Raw genomic sequence first — 15,933 nt, 5'->3', positions numbered from 1 at the left:
TCGCGATTGTCGGAGGCGATGCGGGTCTGGTCCTGTCGCAGCTCGAGCCGGTCGAGATAGGGCTTGTAGCCATAGAAGAAGGAAGCCTCCGTCACGGCGCGGATCGCCTCCGGCGTGACCTGATCGGCATTGCCGGGGCCGAGGCCGATCACGGTGAGGCGGCCGCTCAAGGCTTGGCTCCGGGAACTCCGGGACGCGCCGACCAGCCGGCGACCAGCACGATGGCGAAATAGGGGGCCTTGTCGTCCGGCTTTTCCGCGAGCCGCATCGACACGCTGCCCGGCATGGTGCCGCGCTCGACATAGACGGCCTTCGTCAGCTTGCCGGTCGCTTCCAGCGCGCGGCGGATCTTCGGCAGGTTGCGGCCGACCTTCATGATGACGGCGGCATCGGTATCGGCCAGCCGTCGCGTCAGCTCGAACTCGCTCATCGTGCCGGGAAGCACGGTCAGCACATCGTCGCCCTGGACGATCGGCAGGCCGGTCGCCGACCAACAGCCGGACATGGCGGTGATACCGGGAATGACTTCGGTCGGGAATCGGTGCGAGAGGCGCACGTGCAGATGCATATAGGAGCCGTAGAAAAGCGGATCGCCCTCCGACAGCACGGCCACCATCTTGCCGGCGCCGAGATGCCCGGCGACCTGTTCGGCGGACCGCTCGTAGAAATCGGTGATCTGCGAGCGATAGTCGTCGTGATCCTTGTCGATCTCGGTCGTCACCGGATAGAGCAAGGGCAGCTCGACCATATCCGGGCGAAAGCGCGCCTCGACGATGGCGCGCGCGTTGCTGTTGTTGCCGCGCTTGGCGAAATAGGCGACGACATTCGCTTCAGCCAATGCCCGCGCGGCTTTCAGCGTCAACAGCTCCGGATCGCCGGGACCGGTGCCGACGCCGACGAGCCGGCCTTTGGGGAAAGCGTTCACAGGCCTGGCCTCGCCAATGCGTTGAGTGCTGCGGCCGTCATGGCGCTGCCGCCCAGCCTGCCGCGCACGATGGCGTAAGGTACGCCGTAGGAGTTTTCCGCCAGTGCATCCTTGGATTCGGCAGCACCGACGAAACCAACCGGCATGCCGATGATGGCGGCCGGCTTTGGCGCGCCGTCGCGCAGTTTTTCGAGCAGATAGAACAGCGCGGTCGGTGCGTTGCCGATGGCGACCACCGAACCTGCCATGCGCTCGCTCCAAAGGTCGATAGCGGCGGCCGAGCGCGTGTTGCCGATTTCCTTGGCGATATCGACGGTGCGCGGGTCGCGCAGCGTGCAGATCACCTCGTTTCCGGCCGGCAGGCGGGCACGGGTGATGCCGTGGGCGACCATCTCGGCATCGCAGAAGATCGGCGCCCCGGCGGCAAGGGCGGCACGGGCCGCTTCAACGAAACCGCTGGAGAACACGAACTGGCTGGCTGCCTCGACCTGGCCGCAGGCGTGGATCATGCGGATCGCGACATCGGCCTCTGTCTCGGAAAAGCGCGACAAGTCCGCCTCGGCGCGGATGATGGCGAAAGAGCGCTCGTAGATCGCCATCCCGTCATGGATATAGTCGTAGGCGGCCATTCTTCAGTTCCGTCGATAGAGTTCGGCGATCTCAGTCGCGCCGAGCCTTGTGAGGCAAGCGGCGGCAGTCTCGCCGGGATGCCGTGCGTTTCGGATCGCCGCCGCAATGCCGGCGACCCCGCGCGCGGCGTCATAGCCCGGCCTGTATCCGGCAGGAAGGGCCTTTGCCGTCCCGTCCACGACAAGTCCGGCTCCGTTTTCGTCGCCGACCAGGGTGAGGCCCGCTGGGCCGGGATGGGCGCAGCCCTTGGCGCAGCCGGAAATGTGGAGGGTGAGGGAGGCATCGAGGAGGTCGGGGCTTTCCGTTGCCATTTTTTCGGCGATGGCGCGGGTGGCGATGCGGCCGGAAGCGCAGGCGGGCGCTCCGGGGCAGGCGGCAATGCGGGTGCGCGGATCGGCGGCCTTGGTGACGAAGCCGAGGGCGGCGGCGGAGGCTTGGAGGGGAGGGCAGGCGGATGCGGTGAGGCCGAGGAAAAGCAGGGCGCGGCCTGGGGCCAGGCGGATTTCGGTCGAGCCCAGATCTGAAGCCTGGGCGGCGAGGTCGATGAGGTTCTGGGCCGGCATGCTTCCGAAGGGCAGGCCAATGCCGAGGGCTTGACCTTCGCGTAGGTCAAAGAGGCCGATCGGTGAGCGATGGCGCTCTACGGCGCCCCCCTCTGTCCTGCCGGACATGTCCGGCAGGACAGAGGGGGGCGCGAAGGAATGCCAGCCTGCGAGAGAAGCCAACTGCCGCTCCGACAATTCCCGCGTGTGCGCCTCGCGGCCTTTTTCGGCCACCATCCTTAGTGCAGCCACCGCGATGTTGCGTGCCGTATCCTCGTCAACAGTGGCGAGTGACTTCGCGCTTTGGCTGTCACCGGCAACCGACACGCTCCACTGGACGCCGGCCACAGTCCGCACCGCCTTCAGCCGCACGTCAGCCGTCAGCGCATCCACAGCCAACTCCCCGCCGCCGTCGACAACTACCGACACCTTCGGCCCCAGCCGTGGCGTCAGCCCCGCCTCTTCAATAGCCAGCCTGATCCGATCGGCCACGGGGCGCGAATCTGCAATCTCCTGCGGGTCGATACCCGCGAGCGGCCCGGTCTCCACCGGCACGCCCGTCCGCATGGCAATGCCCAGCGCATCCACTTCCGCCGCCAGCAGCCCAGCGCTGTCTGCGGTCAGGCCCCGGATCTGCAGGCTACCGCGAGCGGTCACTTCCATGATGCCGTTGCCGTGGCGCAAGGCGGATTCGCAGAGACCGATCAGCGACTTGGGCGCAAGCCCTCCAGCAACCGGATTGAGCCGCACCAGCAGGCCGTCGCCGGTCTGCATCGGTGCGGACAAAGCAGGGCAGGCGCCGCGGCGCGAGAAGGCGTTCATGCCGCCACCCCGCTTGCCTGCGCCTCGGCGATCAAGGCCGTGAGATCGTCGTCGATGGAATTCCTGAGCGGATACCAGAGACCGCGCCGTCGCGCAGCCAGGAATCGCTCAGCGATGACCTTCGCGGCGGCGGGATTTTCGCGCAGCAAGAAGGCTCGGACTTCCGCATCACCGATATAGGCGTCGTGCACCGCCTCGATCAGCGCGCCCGATATGGCATGCGTGGTCTCGGCGAAGCCGACCAGGCGGTCGACCGTCTCGGCGAATTCCGAGGCGCCGCGGGGGCCGTGGCGCATCTGCCCGGCAATGAAGCGCGGATTGACGGCGCGGGCCCGCACCACGCGCGACACCGCTTCGCCGACCGATCGCGGCCTCGGCTTCTTAGGGTCAGTCGTGTCGAGCACGATGACATCGGCATTCCTGCCAAGCGCGGCAAGTGCGGCCGAAAACCCGCCAATGAAGGCGACATCGGCCGAACCTTCGAGGATGTCGCGGCCCGGGTCGTCGCCGGTGTGGACAAGCAGGTCCGCGTCGGCGATGCGGCCCTCGAAGACGCCGGGCGCGGAGATGGCCTCACCGTCGGCGCCGCCATAGGCATGCGAGGTTGCTTCGAGATAGGCGCGGCCGATCTCTTCGCGCGCGCTCCATTCGCCGCGCGACAGCAATTCCTCGACTCCGGCGCCGTAAGTGCCGGGCGAGGTGCCGAAAATGCGCGGACCAATTTTGCCTTGGGCACGGGCCGCGGCGGCAAGCGGATTTTCCGAATCGTCCTCGTCGCGACCGGCGACGGCGCTGGCGGCGGCGCCGATCAGCGCGATCTGGGTCGGGAACATATCGCGAAACAGGCCGGAGATGCGCCAGGTGACGTCGACGCGCGGGCGGCCGAGGGCGGCCGGCGGCATCACCTCGATGCCGGTGACGCGGCCCGTTGCGGCATCCCATTGCGGCCGGCAGCCCATCAGCGCCAGGCCTTGCGCGATCTCCTCGCCGCCGGTGCGCAACGAGGCGGAGCCCCAGAGGTCGATGACCAACGAGCGCGGCCAGTCGCCATGGCTCTGCATGTAGCTGCGCACGACTTCTTCCGCCGCCGCCTGCCCGAGATCATAGGCCGTCGACGTCGGCATGGTGCGCGGATCGGAGGTGAAAAGGTTGCGGCCGGTGGGCAGGACATCGGAAGGACCGCGCGCCGGCGCGCCTGCCGGTCCGGCCTTGATGTGACGCCCGTCGAGCGCAGCGAGCAGGGCGTCTTTTTCGGTCTCGGCGCTTTGGCGGCGCAGTGGATCGGCCTCTTCTTCCGGCGCGCGGCCATAGACATGCAGCCCGTCCTTGACGGCAAAATCCTTGAGGTCGCACAGCCACGCGTCGATGCGGCGCAGCGCCTCGTCCGGCACATCGGTTCCGGCAACTCCGGCTTCGGCAGCCAGCCCGGATTTCTCCGCTGTCTCGACGATGAGCCTGGCCAGACGGTCGCGGCGGCGGCGGTCGAGCCCGTCGGCTTGTGCGTATTCGTCGACCAGCCGCTCAAGCCTCTGTTGCGCCTCGTCGAGCCCGGCGCCGGTCAGCGGCGGCGGCAGGTGACCGAGCGTGACGGCCGAGATGCGGCGCTTGGCCTGCGCCGCCTCGCCGGGATTGGAGACGATGAAAGGATAGATGACGGGCAGAGAGCCGGTGACGATCTCAGGGAAGCAGTTGTCGGAGAGCGCGACCGTCTTGCCGGGAAGCCATTCGAGCGTGCCATGCGCGCCGACATGGACGATGGCGTGGACGCCGAGCGACTTTTGCAACCACAGGCCGAAGGCGATCAACTCGTGGCGCGGGGGAAGGGTCGGGTCATGGTAGTCGGCGCGGCGGTCTGCGGAGCGGCCACGGTCGGGGGCCAGCGCCACGGTGACGTTGCCGAAGGCGGCGGCGCGGAAGGGGAAGCTTGCGGAAGGAGGCGCTTGAACACCCCCCTCTGTCCTGCCGGACATCTCCCCCTCAAGGGGGGAGATTGGCAGTTTCGCTGACGGCGTTTCTCCTCCAGCGTTGATGATTGGCGAAAGCATCGATGCAGGCGCAATCTCCCCCCTAGAGGGGGAGATGTCCGGCAGGACAGAGGGGGGCGCATTGACGTGAGCTTTGTCGTTGGCTCTTCCCCATGCTGCCTCAACCGTGTCGCGTGCACCTTCGGGAAGCGCTGCCGAAAAGGCGAGATATTCCTGTAAGGTGAGACCAAGTCCACCCACCTCCAACACATCCAGCAGCCCGCGTGGCGATTGTGGAATCCCATCAACCGCATAGCCCTGTTCCTTGAGGTCGTGCAGCATGGCGAGCACACTCGACGGAACGTCGAGGCCGACGGCATAGCCTGTACGTCCGGGCGCGCTTGGATAATCCGGAATCAGGATCGCCAGCTTGCGTTCCGCCCGCTGCGTCCGTTGAAGGCGGAGGAAGGCGGCGATGCGGGCGGCGACCTGGGCGACGCGATCCGCCTCGGGACGGTTGGCCAAGGCGCGGAAGGCCAGCGCCGGATCGGTGTCAATCTCGCCCTTGAAGGAAATCGCGCCGGCGAGGATACGGCCATCGAGCTCGGGCAGCACGACATGCATGGCAAGGTCGGCGGGCGCCAGGCCGCGCTGGTTTTTCTCCCAGACTTCGCGCCGGGTCGTGGCGACGATGACCTGGAACACGGGCACGCCGGCACGGTCGAAGAGCGTTTCGGCACCCGGCTCGGCACCGGAGGCGAAGGCGGTTGCAGTGACGATCGCGGACGGGTTCAGCGAGGCGATGGCGGTTTCGACGAAAGCCAGCGATACCGGGTCCTTGAGGCTCGAAACAAAGATCGGCATTGGCGTCATGCCCTGCGAGCGAAGGGCATCTGCGAGTGCATCGATTGGCGCGACGTCCGCGGCAAGCAGCATCGAGCGGTAGAAGAGGATGGGGATGACGGGGGCACCGACGCTGTCGATGTTGAGCTCCGCCACACCCCCCTCTCTCCTGCCGGACAGAGGGAGGTGTGACGGATCGCCGACGTTCAAGAAGACTGATTTCGCGACAACTCCGATTCCTGGTTGATAGTACCCTGCCTTCGGCACGCTCACCGGCTCGGCCACGGCCGTATCCGACCCGGCGAGCCTTGCCAGTCTTTGCACCAGCGCGCTCATGTTCGCCGGGCCGCCTTCGCGGAAATAGCCGAGCAGGGCGTCGAGTTCGGCGCGCGGCAGGGTCGAGGCTTCGATCAGCCGCTGGTCCTCGTCATGGCTTTCGCCCGGCAGCAGCGCCAGCTTGATGCCGCGCTCGCGTGCGACCGCGGCGAGCTGGTCGGAGCCATAGCGCCACCAGTCGTAGCCGCCCAGGATGCGGACGAGGACCACCTTGGCGTGACGGGCAACGCTGTCGATCCAGAGGTCCACCGACATCGGATGGCGGAGATCGCGAAGTGCTGCCAGCCGCATCGACGGCAGCCGCGCGGCGTCGGCCTTCCACGCAGCGGCGAGGCCGGCGAGATCGCTGTCGGTGAAGGACAGGGCCACGACATCCGCAGGCGTCTGCCTGAGGTCGATCGGCTCGGCGAGATCGTCGAGCGAGGCGGATGTCGTGGTGAGGATGTGCATCGCGGTTCGGTCTTGCCTCAGCCGGCGAGGATACGCTCGATCGCCGGGCGGTTCAGCCCCTTGAGGCCGATGACGACGAGCCGCGATCGGCGGTCGTCGTCCGGCGTCCAGGCGCGGTCGTAATAGTGATTGACGCGCGGGCCGACGGCTTGGAGCAGCAGCCGCATCGGCTTGCCGCCCACCTCGACAAAGCCTTTGACGCGCAGAACGTTTTCCTGCTCGGCGGCGAGAGCGACGCGCTTTGCCAGCTCATCCGGACTGGCGATGGACGGGATATCGAGGACGAAGGAGTCGAAATCGTCATGCTCATGGTCGAGCTCGTCATCGTGATGGGTCTTGCGGTTCTCGATGTCGTCCTCGACGGCGAGGCCAAGACCGAGCAGCACCGACGGGTCGACCTTGCCCTGTGCGGTCGGCACGACCTTGACCGCGCGCGCCACGTGCTCGCCGATAACGGCATTGGCGCGGACTGAGCCCGCCGCGTCCATCAGATCGCTCTTCGACAGGATGATGAGGTCGGCGCAGGCGATCTGGTCCTCGAACACCTCTTCGACCGGATCATCGTGGTCGAGGGAATCGTCGGCGGCGCGCTGCGCCTGCAGGGCGTCCATGTCGGAGGCGACGCGGCCGTCGGCCAGCGCCGGACCGTCGACCACCGCGATGACGCCATCGACCGTGACGCGGCTCTTCACCGTCGGCCACTGGAAGGCCTGGACGAGCGGCTTCGGCAAAGCGAGGCCGGAGGTTTCGATCAGGATGTGGTCGACCTTCGGCGTGCGCGACAGGATCTGGTCGAGCGCCGGCACGAAATCGTCGGCGACGGTGCAGCAGATGCAGCCATTGGCGAGCTCGACGATATTTTCCTCTGGGCAGGTGTCGATGCCGCAGCCTTTCAGGATCTCGCCGTCGATGCCGACATCACCGAATTCGTTAACGATGATCGCCAGCCGCTTGCCCTTGGCGTTTTCGAGCAGGTTGCGGATCAGCGTGGTCTTGCCGGCGCCGAGAAAGCCGGTGACGACAGTGCAGGGAACACGGGAGAGGGATGCGGTCATGTCAGTCCTTCAGCAGGTCGAGGGGAGGGAGGCGGGCAACCAGGCCGCGCTTGAGGGAATCGGGCCGGCCTCGCCAGGGGATGAGGCCGTCGGTCGAGGTGGCAAAGAGCTTTGCGCCGGTGACGAGGTCGGCGCCGCTGGTCGTTTCCAGGTCACCGAAGACATAGCTCCAGCAGCCGTCGCGCAGCAGCGCCGCGCTCAGGCGGCGTTTGCAATTGCCGAGACACTCGACGGTGCGGATGCGGATTTTCTCGTCCGGCGCGGCGCGGCGCGCGTCTTCGGCAAGGAGGGCGCCGGCACGCGGATGCGCGTCCGAACCGGTCTCATCGCGGCAGGAGGAGCAGACGATGACGGTCACTTCCGATAGCGCGTCGCGAGGTTCGGACGAAATGTCCGCGGTATTAGCCGGAAAACTGACGTTGCGATCCAAAACAGGCTCCTTGCCCGGAAAACCCGCCGAGCGATCGGATTCTCATGTCTCAGACGGCAGGTCTCCTGGCTCGCGGGTCGTCGCCTTGCGCCGCCTTCCCGGGAACATCCCAGTGGTTTTCGGCTGAGGCTCGTCGCTCACAGTTGCGGGGACAGCCGCGGATTTGGGTTTTCCCGCACCGCATTCCCTCTTGGCTCCTCCCCTTGCCGGGAGGAGACCGTCTGCGGCGGATTTAGGCTTAGAGGTGCTCGCATGTCAACGCGCGGCTACGACACCGAAATGTCGGTCAACGCCGGCCCAAGGTCGCCGCCCGGCGTCACCTCGATGGTTTCCAAGCCGAGCCATGCCTGCATCTGTTTCAACTCATCGAAGAGCTGTGCGGCTGTTTCGGCGGGAGCGCCGGCTTCGGCAAAAGCCGCATGGACGCGCAGTACGCCGGCCGGGCGGTCGGCTCTCAGATCGACCCGGGCAACGATCCGGTCGCCGAGCAGGAAAGGCAGCACGTAGTAGCCGTACTGGCGCTTCTCGGCCGGCGTGTAGATCTCGATGCGGTAGCGGAAGCCGAAGAGTTTTTCCGTCCGGGTGCGTTCGAATACCACCGGATCGAAGGGCGCGAGCAGGGCGCGGGCCTCGATGCGGCGCGGAAAGCGGGCGTCCTTGTGGAGATAGGCGGGCTTGTCCCAGCCTTCGACCTTCACCGGCAGCAGTTCGCCCATCTCGACCAGTTCCTCGATCCTGGCTCTCGTATCGCCAGGCGCCAGGCGGAAATAGTCACGCAGATCGCCATAGGTTGCGATGCCATGGGCGCGGGCGGAAATGCGCAGCAATTCGCGATGCGCGTCCTCGACCGAGGGCACCGGCAGGTCGAGGATGGCCTGCGGCAGAACCCGCTCGGGCAGGTCGTAATAGCGCTCGAATCCTCGCCGGTAGGCGGTGGTGATGCGCCCGGCCCAGAACAGCCATTCGAAAGCGTGCTTGGCCTCGCTCCAGCCCCACCATCCGCCATTGCCCTTGTGGCCTTCGATGTCGGAGGCGGCGATCGGCCCGCGTTCCGCGACTTGCCCGTAGATCTCCTCGATCATCGCCTTGCGCTCGCGGCCCCATTTGGCGAGGCCGAGATACATTTCCTCGCCTTTCTCGGCCCGCTGCATGCGCCAGCGCATCAACGGATAGGTCTCGACGGGCAGGAAGGAAGCCTCATGGGCCCAGTATTCGAAGACGGTTCGCTTGCGCGTGACGGCCGCGTTGTCGAGCAGCGCAAGCGGGTAGGGGCCGAGGCGCGAATAGAGCGGCATATAGTGGGCGCGCACCACGGCGCTGACGGAATCGATCTGCAGCAGGCCAGTTCTGGAAAGCACGCGGGCGAGATGGCGACGATCGGGCGTGCCGGCCGGCCGCGCATCGGTAAAACCCTGCGCGCCGAGCGCAATGCGCCTTGCTGCGGCGAGCGAGATCTTTTCTTTCATCCAGCTACCTTGCCCTGATCCTTTGCCGGGGTTTCCAGTCGGTGATTCCGGCCATGCTAGCAGGCAAATGGCGGGAGATATGTCAGGATAGAAAAGTGGAGTAAAACATGAAGGAAATCAAACAGGAGCGGATCGGACCAGTTTCTTCCGATATGGCGTCCAGGGCCGGATTTTGAAGAAGGTTTGACTTGCGTCGCCGAAACCGCTGCGCTAACCCTCGCCGCGTCGCAGCATAGGCCACCTAAAACGGTTCAGCGGGTTAAACTGTCACGCTTCCGCCTTAGAGTCCGTTGCTGTAATCAAAGTGAACTGGCCGCCGAAGGAAAGTCGCCGCATGAGCGCACTCCTAAGTTCGTATCTGCCCATCGTGCTCTTCATCGCAGTGGCGATGGTCGTCGGCCTGGCGCTGATCGTTGCGCCGTTCCTGGTTGCCTACCGCAATCCCGATCCGGAAAAGCTTTCCGCCTATGAATGCGGGTTCAACTCATTCGACGACGCCCGCATGAAGTTCGACATCCGCTTCTACCTGGTGTCGATCCTGTTCATCATCTTCGATCTCGAGGTCGCCTTCCTGTTCCCGTGGGCGGTGTCCTTCTCCAAGCTCGGCATGCTCGGCTTCTGGTCGATGATGGTGTTCCTGGCGGTGCTGACCATCGGCTTTGCCTATGAATGGAAAAAAGGAGCGCTGGAATGGGATTGAACGACAGTTCAGGCACCCTCGTCGCGCCGAAGCCCAAGGGCATCATCGATCCCAACACCGGCAGGCCGGTGGGGGAGGACGATCCCTTCTTCCTCGAGATCAATAATGAGCTGGCCGACAAGGGCTTCCTTGTCACCTCGACCGAGGCGCTGATCACTTGGGCGCGCAGCGGCTCGCTGATGTTCATGACCTTCGGTCTCGCCTGCTGCGCGGTCGAGATGATCCACACCTCGATGCCGCGCTATGACTCGGAGAGGTTCGGCGTCGCGCCGCGCGCGTCTCCGCGCCAGTCCGATATCATGATCGTCGCGGGTACACTGACCAACAAGATGGCGCCGGCGCTGCGCAAGGTCTACGACCAGATGCCGGAGCCGCGCTACGTCATCTCGATGGGTTCGTGCGCCAATGGCGGCGGCTATTATCACTATTCCTATTCGGTGGTGCGCGGCTGCGACCGCATCGTGCCGGTCGACATCTATGTCCCCGGCTGCCCGCCGAGCGCCGAAGCGCTGCTCTACGGCATTCTCCTGTTGCAGAAGAAGATCCGCCGCACCGGCACGATCGAACGGTGAACCAATGGCCTTGGCGTTGCACGAACTCTCCACCTATCTCGGCGAGAAGCTCTCCGGCCGCATCGGCGAAACGGTGCTTGCTTATGGCGAACTGACGGTTTGCCTCGAGCCGGGCAACTTGACCGAGGTCGCGACCTTCCTGCGCGACGACCCGCGCTGCCAGTTCGTCTCGATCATCGACATTTGCGGCGCCGACTATCCGTCGCGTGCCAAGCGCTTCGACGTCGTCTACCACCTGTTGTCGCCGAAGCAGAACGTCCGCATCCGCCTCAAGGTCCAGGCCGACGAGGAGACGCTGGTGCCGTCGCTGACCGGCGTCTATCCCGGCGCCGACTGGTTCGAGCGCGAGACCTATGATCTCTACGGCGTGCTCTTCTCCGGCCATCCGGACCTGCGCCGCATCCTCACCGACTACGGCTTTGAAGGGCATCCGCTGCGCAAGGATTTCCCGCTGACCGGCTTCGTCGAGGTTCGATACGACGACGAGGCCAAGCGAGTCATCTATGAGCCGGTGGAATTGAAGCAGGAATTTAGAAACTTTGACTTTTTGAGCCCATGGGAGGGAACGGATTACGTCCTTCCGGGCGATGAAAAGGCGAAGCCAAATTGAGGCGCCACAATGGCTGAAACCTCCGTCCGCAATTTTAACATTAACTTTGGGCCTCAACACCCTGCTGCGCACGGCGTTTTGCGTCTCGTGCTGGAGCTGGACGGCGAGGTGGTCGACCGCGTCGATCCGCATATCGGCCTGCTGCATCGCGGTACCGAGAAGCTGATCGAGGCCAAGACCTATCTGCAGGCGGTGCCCTATCTCGATCGGCTCGACTATTGCGCGCCGATGAACCAGGAGCATGCCTTCGCGCTCGCGGCCGAGCGCCTGCTCGGCATCGACGTGCCGAAGCGCGGCCAGCTGATCCGCGTGCTCTATTCCGAAATGGGCCGCATCATGTCGCACATCCTCAATGTGACGACGCAGGCGATGGACGTCGGCGCGCTGACGCCGCCTCTGTGGGGCTTCGTCGAGCGCGAGAAGCTGATGGTGTTTTATGAGCGCGCCTCCGGCTCGCGCATGCATGCGGCCTACTTCCGGCCAGGCGGCGTGCATCAGGACCTGCCGCAGAGGCTGATCGAGGATATCGGCAAGTGGATCGATCCGTTCCTGAAGTCGGTCGACGACCTTGATGCCTTGCTCACCGGCAACCGCATCTTCAAGCAGCGCAATGTCGACATCGGCACGGTGTCGCTCGCCGACGCCTGGGCCTGGGGTTTTTCGGGCGTGATGGTGCGCGGCTCGGGCGCGGCCTGGGACCTGCGCAAGGCGCAGCCCTATGAATGCTATTCCGAGATGGATTTCGACATCCCGATCGGCAAGAACGGCGACTGCTACGACCGCTATCTCGTGCGCATGGAAGAGATGCGCCAATCGGCCAAGATCATGCGCCAGTGCGTCGAACTTCTGCTCGGCAAGGAGAGCGCCGGACCGGTGTCGAACCTCGACGGCAAGGTGGTGCCGCCGAAGCGCTCGGCGATGAAGCGCTCGATGGAAGCGCTCATCCATCATTTCAAGCTCTATACCGAGGGCTATCGCGTGCCGGCCGGCGAGGTCTATGCGGCTGTCGAGGCGCCGAAGGGCGAGTTCGGCGTCTATCTCGTCTCCGACGGCACCAATAAGCCCTATCGCTGCAAGCTGCGCGCGCCGGGTTTTGCGCATCTGCAGGCCATGGATTTCCTGTGCCGCGGCCACATGCTGGCCGACGTCACCGCCGTGCTTGGCTCCCTCGACATCGTGTTTGGTGAGGTCGATCGCTAAATGTCAGTCCGCCGTCTCGCAGATGCCAGCGTCCAGCCAGCCTCCTTCGCCTTCAACGAGGCGAACGCCGCGGCGGCACAGCAGTGGATCGCCAAATACCCAAAGGGACGCGAGCAGTCGGCCATCATCCCGTTGCTCATGATCGCTCAGGAACAGGAAGGCTGGGTGACGAAGGCGGCGATCGAGACGATCTCGGATATGCTCGGCATGCCGCGCATCCGCGGCCTCGAGGTCGCGACCTTCTACACGCAATACCAGCTCAATCCGGTCGGCACCCGCGCCCATATCCAGGTCTGCGGCACCACGCCCTGCATGCTGCGCGGCTCGGAAGCGCTGATGGATGTGTGCCGGTCTAAGATCCATCACGACCAGTTCCATACCAACGACAAGGGCACGCTGTCGTGGGAGGAGGTCGAATGCCTCGGCGCCTGCGTCAACGCGCCGATGGTCATGATCTTCAAGGACACGTTCGAAGACCTGACGCCGGAGCGCCTTGCCGAGATCATCGATCTCTATGAAGCCGGCAAAGGCGCCGAGGTGAAGCCCGGTCCGCAGAACGGCCGCACCGGTTCGGAGCCGGCCACGGGCCTGACGACGCTGAAGAGCGAGAAGGCAATCCTGAAATCCACCCGCGACAAGGAAGCCAAGGCCGCCGCGAAGGCAGCCAGGCAAGCCGCTGCCGCAGCGCCGGCTGCTGCATCCGCCGCCGTCGTCTCGCAGGCGCCTGCCGCGCCGCCCCCGGCCCCTGTCGGGCCATCGAAATCCGGCAAGCCGAAAACCGACGCGCCCGAAACCAGTCCGGCACTAAGGACACCGTCGCCGGTCAAGGTTTCGCCCGCCACCGAGAAGGCGGCCAGCGTCAGGGCGCCGCGCCACTCCGCAGCCAATGCCAACCAGGCTTCTCCGGAAGTCGAGGCGGTTTCGAAGCCGCGCAGCGGGCCGAAGGCCAAGGCCGAGCCGGCGTCCGCCTTCAAGTCGCCGGAAGCGAAGCAACCTGCGACCAAGACGGCCAAGCCTTCGCTCGAGGACAAGAACCGCCCGGCCGGGATCGCGCGTCCGGCAACGGTCGACGATCTGAAGCTGATCTCCGGTGTCGGTCCGAAGATCGAAGGCGTCCTGCATTCGCTTGGCATTTATACTTTCGCGCAGGTCTCTGCATGGAGGAAGGCCGAGCGCGAATGGGTCGACGGCTATCTCAATTTCCGCGGCCGTATCGAGCGCGATGACTGGGTGAAGCAGGCCAAGGCGCTCGCCAAGGGCGGCGTCGCCGAGTACATCCGCGTCTTCGGCAAGAAGCCGGTCTGAGGGACGAACAATGCTTCAGGACAAAGACCGCATCTTCACCAACATCTACGGCCTGTTCGACAAGTCGCTGGCCGGAGCGCAGGCGCGCGGCATGTGGGACGATACACCCGGCCTGATCGCCAAGGGACGCGACTGGATCATCAACGAAATGAAGGCGAGCGGCCTGCGCGGCCGTGGCGGCGCCGGTTTCCCGACCGGCCTGAAATGGTCGTTCATGCCCAAGCAGAGCGATGGCCGGCCGAGCTATCTGGTCATCAATGCCGACGAATCCGAGCCCGGCACCTGCAAGGACCGTGACATTCTGCGCAACGATCCGCATACGCTGGTCGAGGGCGCGCTGGTCGCCGGTTTCGCCATGGGCGCGGTCGCTGCTTACATCTATGTGCGCGGCGAGTTCATCCGCGAGCGCGAGGCGCTGCAGCGCGCCATCGACGAGGCTTATGCGGCCAAGCTCATCGGCAAGAACAACACCTCCGGCTACGACTTCGACGTCTATATGCACCACGGCGCCGGCGCCTATATTTGCGGCGAGGAGACGGCGCTGCTCGAAAGCCTCGAGGGCAAGAAGGGCCAGCCGCGGCTGAAGCCGCCATTCCCGGCCAATGTCGGCCTTTATGGCTGCCCGACCACGGTCAACAACGTCGAATCCATCGCCGTGGCGCCGACGATCCTGCGCCGGGGTGCTGCCTGGTTCTCGTCCTTCGGCCGGCCGAACAATGCCGGCACCAAGCTCTTCTGCGTGTCCGGGCACGTCAACAATCCGTGCACCTTCGAAGAGGCGATGTCGATCCCGTTCCGCGAACTGATCGAGACGCATTGCGGCGGCATTCGCGGCGGCTGGGACAATCTGCTCGCGGTCATCCCGGGCGGCGCTTCGGTGCCGCTGGTGCCGGCCGAGCAGATCATCGACGCGCCGATGGATTTCGATGCGCTGCGCGACCTCAAATCCGGCCTCGGCACTGCGGCTGTCATCGTCATGGACAAGTCGACCGATATCGTGAAGGCGATCGCCAGGCTTTCCTACTTCTACAAGCATGAGAGCTGCGGCCAGTGCACGCCGTGCCGCGAAGGCACCGGCTGGATGTGGCGGGTGATGGAACGGCTGGTGCGCGGCGAAGCGCAGAAGCGCGAGATCGACATGCTGCTCGATGTCACCAAGCAGGTGGAAGGTCACACGATCTGCGCGCTGGGCGATGCCGCGGCCTGGCCGATCCAGGGCCTGATGCGGCATTTCCGTGGCGAGGTGGAGCGCCGCATCGACGAGTTTTCGCGCAACGCGCACCGGGTCGAGCCGGTGATGGCGGCGGCGGAATAGATTTGCAAGACGGGCATTGCCCGGGACGGAAAGCAGGGGCGGGGCGTACGAAGAAACGACCAGGAGATGTCTATGGCGCCGTATTCGATAGCCTACCCGCTGATGCCTTATTTGGACGAACTCGAGAAGATGAACCCGGACCTGACCAAGATGATGCCGAGGGAGATGGCCAGCGCCGTCAACCTGATGGCGCATCCTGTCGCGGGCGTGGCTGCACTATCGGCGGTAGGCATCGGTTTCGCCAACCATGCCCTGGGTGTCTGGATGGGCGCGTTCTCCGGCGCCGTCGAAGCCTCGCAGCGCATGCTCCAGCCGTTCCTCGACGATCTCGAGGCGCGGACCGAAGCCGCCAACAATTCGTCCAAGGCGCGCAAGGCGACCGAGACGCTGATCGCCGAGGCGCAGACCTTCGCCAGGGATGTGACCGACATCGTGGCGAACGCCAGCGCTGAGAAGGCGCTCGACGCGAGAGGCGACACGGTAGCCGGAACGGCCGCGACCGGTCTGATGCCGGAAGATTTCAGGCAGCCCAAGGCGATCGACAAGCCGGCAAAGCCGTCCGACCTGAAGGCGATATCGGGCATCGGGCCGAAGCTGGAGAAGGTGCTGAATGGTCTTGGCATCTGGTCCTACGACCAGATCGCTGCCTGGACCGCGGAAGAGATCGCCTGGGTCGAGGATTACCTGTCGCTCGCCGGCCGCGTCGGCCGCGACGACTGGACTGGCCAAGCGGCGGCGCTGGCCGCCAAGTAGTGAGATGAAATGCCG

The 15,933-nt window shown here is 65.3% G+C and carries 15 protein-coding genes and 1 riboswitch; of the genes, 7 read left to right on the top strand and 8 right to left on the bottom strand.

Translation table 11 applies throughout. The features are described from left to right. The 8 genes from EOA75_RS35045 to EOA75_RS15020 form a co-directional block, all read right to left on the bottom strand. Positions 1-170, bottom strand: a 170-nt coding sequence (locus EOA75_RS35045) for an SAM-dependent methyltransferase (protein ID WP_245466641.1), incomplete at its 3' end; no start/stop codon positions are given. Further along, positions 167-925, bottom strand: a complete 759-nt coding sequence (locus tag EOA75_RS15050; protein ID WP_095826214.1) for a precorrin-2 C(20)-methyltransferase — start codon at positions 923-925, stop codon at positions 167-169. The genes EOA75_RS35045 and EOA75_RS15050, both read right to left, overlap by 4 nt. Beyond that, the gene (locus EOA75_RS15045; protein ID WP_095779767.1) at positions 922-1,554 is read right to left on the bottom strand and encodes a precorrin-8X methylmutase; all 633 of its coding nucleotides are present in this window, start codon (positions 1,552-1,554) and stop codon (positions 922-924) included. Before EOA75_RS15045 ends, EOA75_RS15050 begins: the two co-directional genes overlap by 4 nt. A 3-nt stretch (positions 1,555-1,557) precedes the next feature. Then, positions 1,558-2,919, bottom strand: coding sequence for a precorrin-3B synthase (gene cobG / locus EOA75_RS15040; protein ID WP_127324561.1), 1,362 nt, complete (start codon positions 2,917-2,919; stop codon positions 1,558-1,560). Then, positions 2,916-6,512 (bottom strand): cobaltochelatase subunit CobN, encoded by a 3,597-nt coding sequence (gene cobN, locus EOA75_RS15035; protein ID WP_127324560.1) that lies wholly within the window; start codon positions 6,510-6,512, stop codon positions 2,916-2,918. Before cobN ends, cobG begins: the two co-directional genes overlap by 4 nt. 17 nt (positions 6,513-6,529) lie before the next feature. Then, complete coding sequence (gene cobW / locus EOA75_RS15030; protein ID WP_127324559.1) at positions 6,530-7,567, bottom strand: cobalamin biosynthesis protein CobW; 1,038 nt, start codon at positions 7,565-7,567, stop codon at positions 6,530-6,532. A gap of 1 nt (position 7,568) precedes the next feature. Then, positions 7,569-7,997, bottom strand: a complete 429-nt coding sequence (locus tag EOA75_RS15025) for a DUF1636 family protein (RefSeq protein WP_095826209.1) — start codon at positions 7,995-7,997, stop codon at positions 7,569-7,571. Between the two features lie 37 nt (positions 7,998-8,034). Continuing rightward, positions 8,035-8,234: riboswitch (cobalamin riboswitch) on the bottom strand. 29 nt (positions 8,235-8,263) lie between these two features. Continuing rightward, positions 8,264-9,463, bottom strand: a complete 1,200-nt coding sequence (locus EOA75_RS15020; RefSeq protein WP_127324558.1) for a winged helix-turn-helix domain-containing protein — start codon at positions 9,461-9,463, stop codon at positions 8,264-8,266. 334 nt (positions 9,464-9,797) lie between these two features. Between EOA75_RS15020 and EOA75_RS15015 the strand changes: the two genes are divergently transcribed. From EOA75_RS15015 to EOA75_RS14985, 7 genes are all read left to right on the top strand, one after another. Next, positions 9,798-10,163, top strand: a complete 366-nt coding sequence (locus EOA75_RS15015; protein WP_027169002.1) for an NADH-quinone oxidoreductase subunit A — start codon at positions 9,798-9,800, stop codon at positions 10,161-10,163. After that, positions 10,154-10,735, top strand: coding sequence for an NADH-quinone oxidoreductase subunit B (locus tag EOA75_RS15010; protein ID WP_013531090.1), 582 nt, complete (start codon positions 10,154-10,156; stop codon positions 10,733-10,735). Before EOA75_RS15015 ends, EOA75_RS15010 begins: the two co-directional genes overlap by 10 nt. Positions 10,736-10,739: 4 nt before the next feature. Next, the gene (locus tag EOA75_RS15005) at positions 10,740-11,345 is read left to right on the top strand and encodes an NADH-quinone oxidoreductase subunit C (protein WP_127324557.1); all 606 of its coding nucleotides are present in this window, start codon (positions 10,740-10,742) and stop codon (positions 11,343-11,345) included. 9 nt (positions 11,346-11,354) lie between these two features. After that, entirely contained in the window at positions 11,355-12,545 is a 1,191-nt protein-coding gene (locus EOA75_RS15000) for an NADH-quinone oxidoreductase subunit D (RefSeq protein WP_127324556.1), read from the top strand. Beyond that, entirely contained in the window at positions 12,546-13,850 is a 1,305-nt protein-coding gene (locus EOA75_RS14995; protein ID WP_127324555.1) for an NADH-quinone oxidoreductase subunit E, read from the top strand. It begins immediately after the preceding gene. Between the two features lie 10 nt (positions 13,851-13,860). Further along, the gene (gene nuoF, locus EOA75_RS14990) at positions 13,861-15,165 is read left to right on the top strand and encodes an NADH-quinone oxidoreductase subunit NuoF (protein ID WP_066998771.1); all 1,305 of its coding nucleotides are present in this window, start codon (positions 13,861-13,863) and stop codon (positions 15,163-15,165) included. 72 nt (positions 15,166-15,237) lie between these two features. Continuing rightward, positions 15,238-15,918, top strand: a complete 681-nt coding sequence (locus EOA75_RS14985) for an NADH-ubiquinone dehydrogenase (RefSeq protein ID WP_127324554.1) — start codon at positions 15,238-15,240, stop codon at positions 15,916-15,918. The last annotated feature ends 15 nt before the right edge of the window (positions 15,919-15,933 follow it).

The organism is Mesorhizobium sp. M1A.F.Ca.IN.022.07.1.1 (assembly GCF_003997575.1).
Taxonomy (GTDB): domain Bacteria; phylum Pseudomonadota; class Alphaproteobacteria; order Rhizobiales; family Rhizobiaceae; genus Mesorhizobium.
This window is presented reverse-complemented; position numbering and strand designations above follow the sequence as displayed.

What these genes read in the sequence shown, in the direction of transcription:
- cobN (WP_127324560.1), bottom strand. Translation starts at nt 6,512, where the DNA reads ATGCACATCCTCACCACGACATCCGCCTCGCTCGACGATCTCGCCGAG.
- EOA75_RS14985 (WP_127324554.1), top strand. Translation starts at nt 15,238, where the DNA reads ATGGCGCCGTATTCGATAGCCTACCCGCTGATGCCTTATTTGGACGAA.
- cobG (WP_127324561.1), bottom strand. Translation starts at nt 2,919, where the DNA reads ATGAACGCCTTCTCGCGCCGCGGCGCCTGCCCTGCTTTGTCCGCACCG.
- EOA75_RS15045 (WP_095779767.1), bottom strand. Translation starts at nt 1,554, where the DNA reads ATGGCCGCCTACGACTATATCCATGACGGGATGGCGATCTACGAGCGC.
- nuoF (WP_066998771.1), top strand. Translation starts at nt 13,861, where the DNA reads ATGCTTCAGGACAAAGACCGCATCTTCACCAACATCTACGGCCTGTTC.
- cobW (WP_127324559.1), bottom strand. Translation starts at nt 7,567, where the DNA reads ATGACCGCATCCCTCTCCCGTGTTCCCTGCACTGTCGTCACCGGCTTT.
- EOA75_RS15020 (WP_127324558.1), bottom strand. Translation starts at nt 9,463, where the DNA reads ATGAAAGAAAAGATCTCGCTCGCCGCAGCAAGGCGCATTGCGCTCGGC.
- EOA75_RS15010 (WP_013531090.1), top strand. Translation starts at nt 10,154, where the DNA reads ATGGGATTGAACGACAGTTCAGGCACCCTCGTCGCGCCGAAGCCCAAG.
- EOA75_RS15005 (WP_127324557.1), top strand. Translation starts at nt 10,740, where the DNA reads ATGGCCTTGGCGTTGCACGAACTCTCCACCTATCTCGGCGAGAAGCTC.
- EOA75_RS14995 (WP_127324555.1), top strand. Translation starts at nt 12,546, where the DNA reads ATGTCAGTCCGCCGTCTCGCAGATGCCAGCGTCCAGCCAGCCTCCTTC.
- EOA75_RS15015 (WP_027169002.1), top strand. Translation starts at nt 9,798, where the DNA reads ATGAGCGCACTCCTAAGTTCGTATCTGCCCATCGTGCTCTTCATCGCA.
- EOA75_RS15000 (WP_127324556.1), top strand. Translation starts at nt 11,355, where the DNA reads ATGGCTGAAACCTCCGTCCGCAATTTTAACATTAACTTTGGGCCTCAA.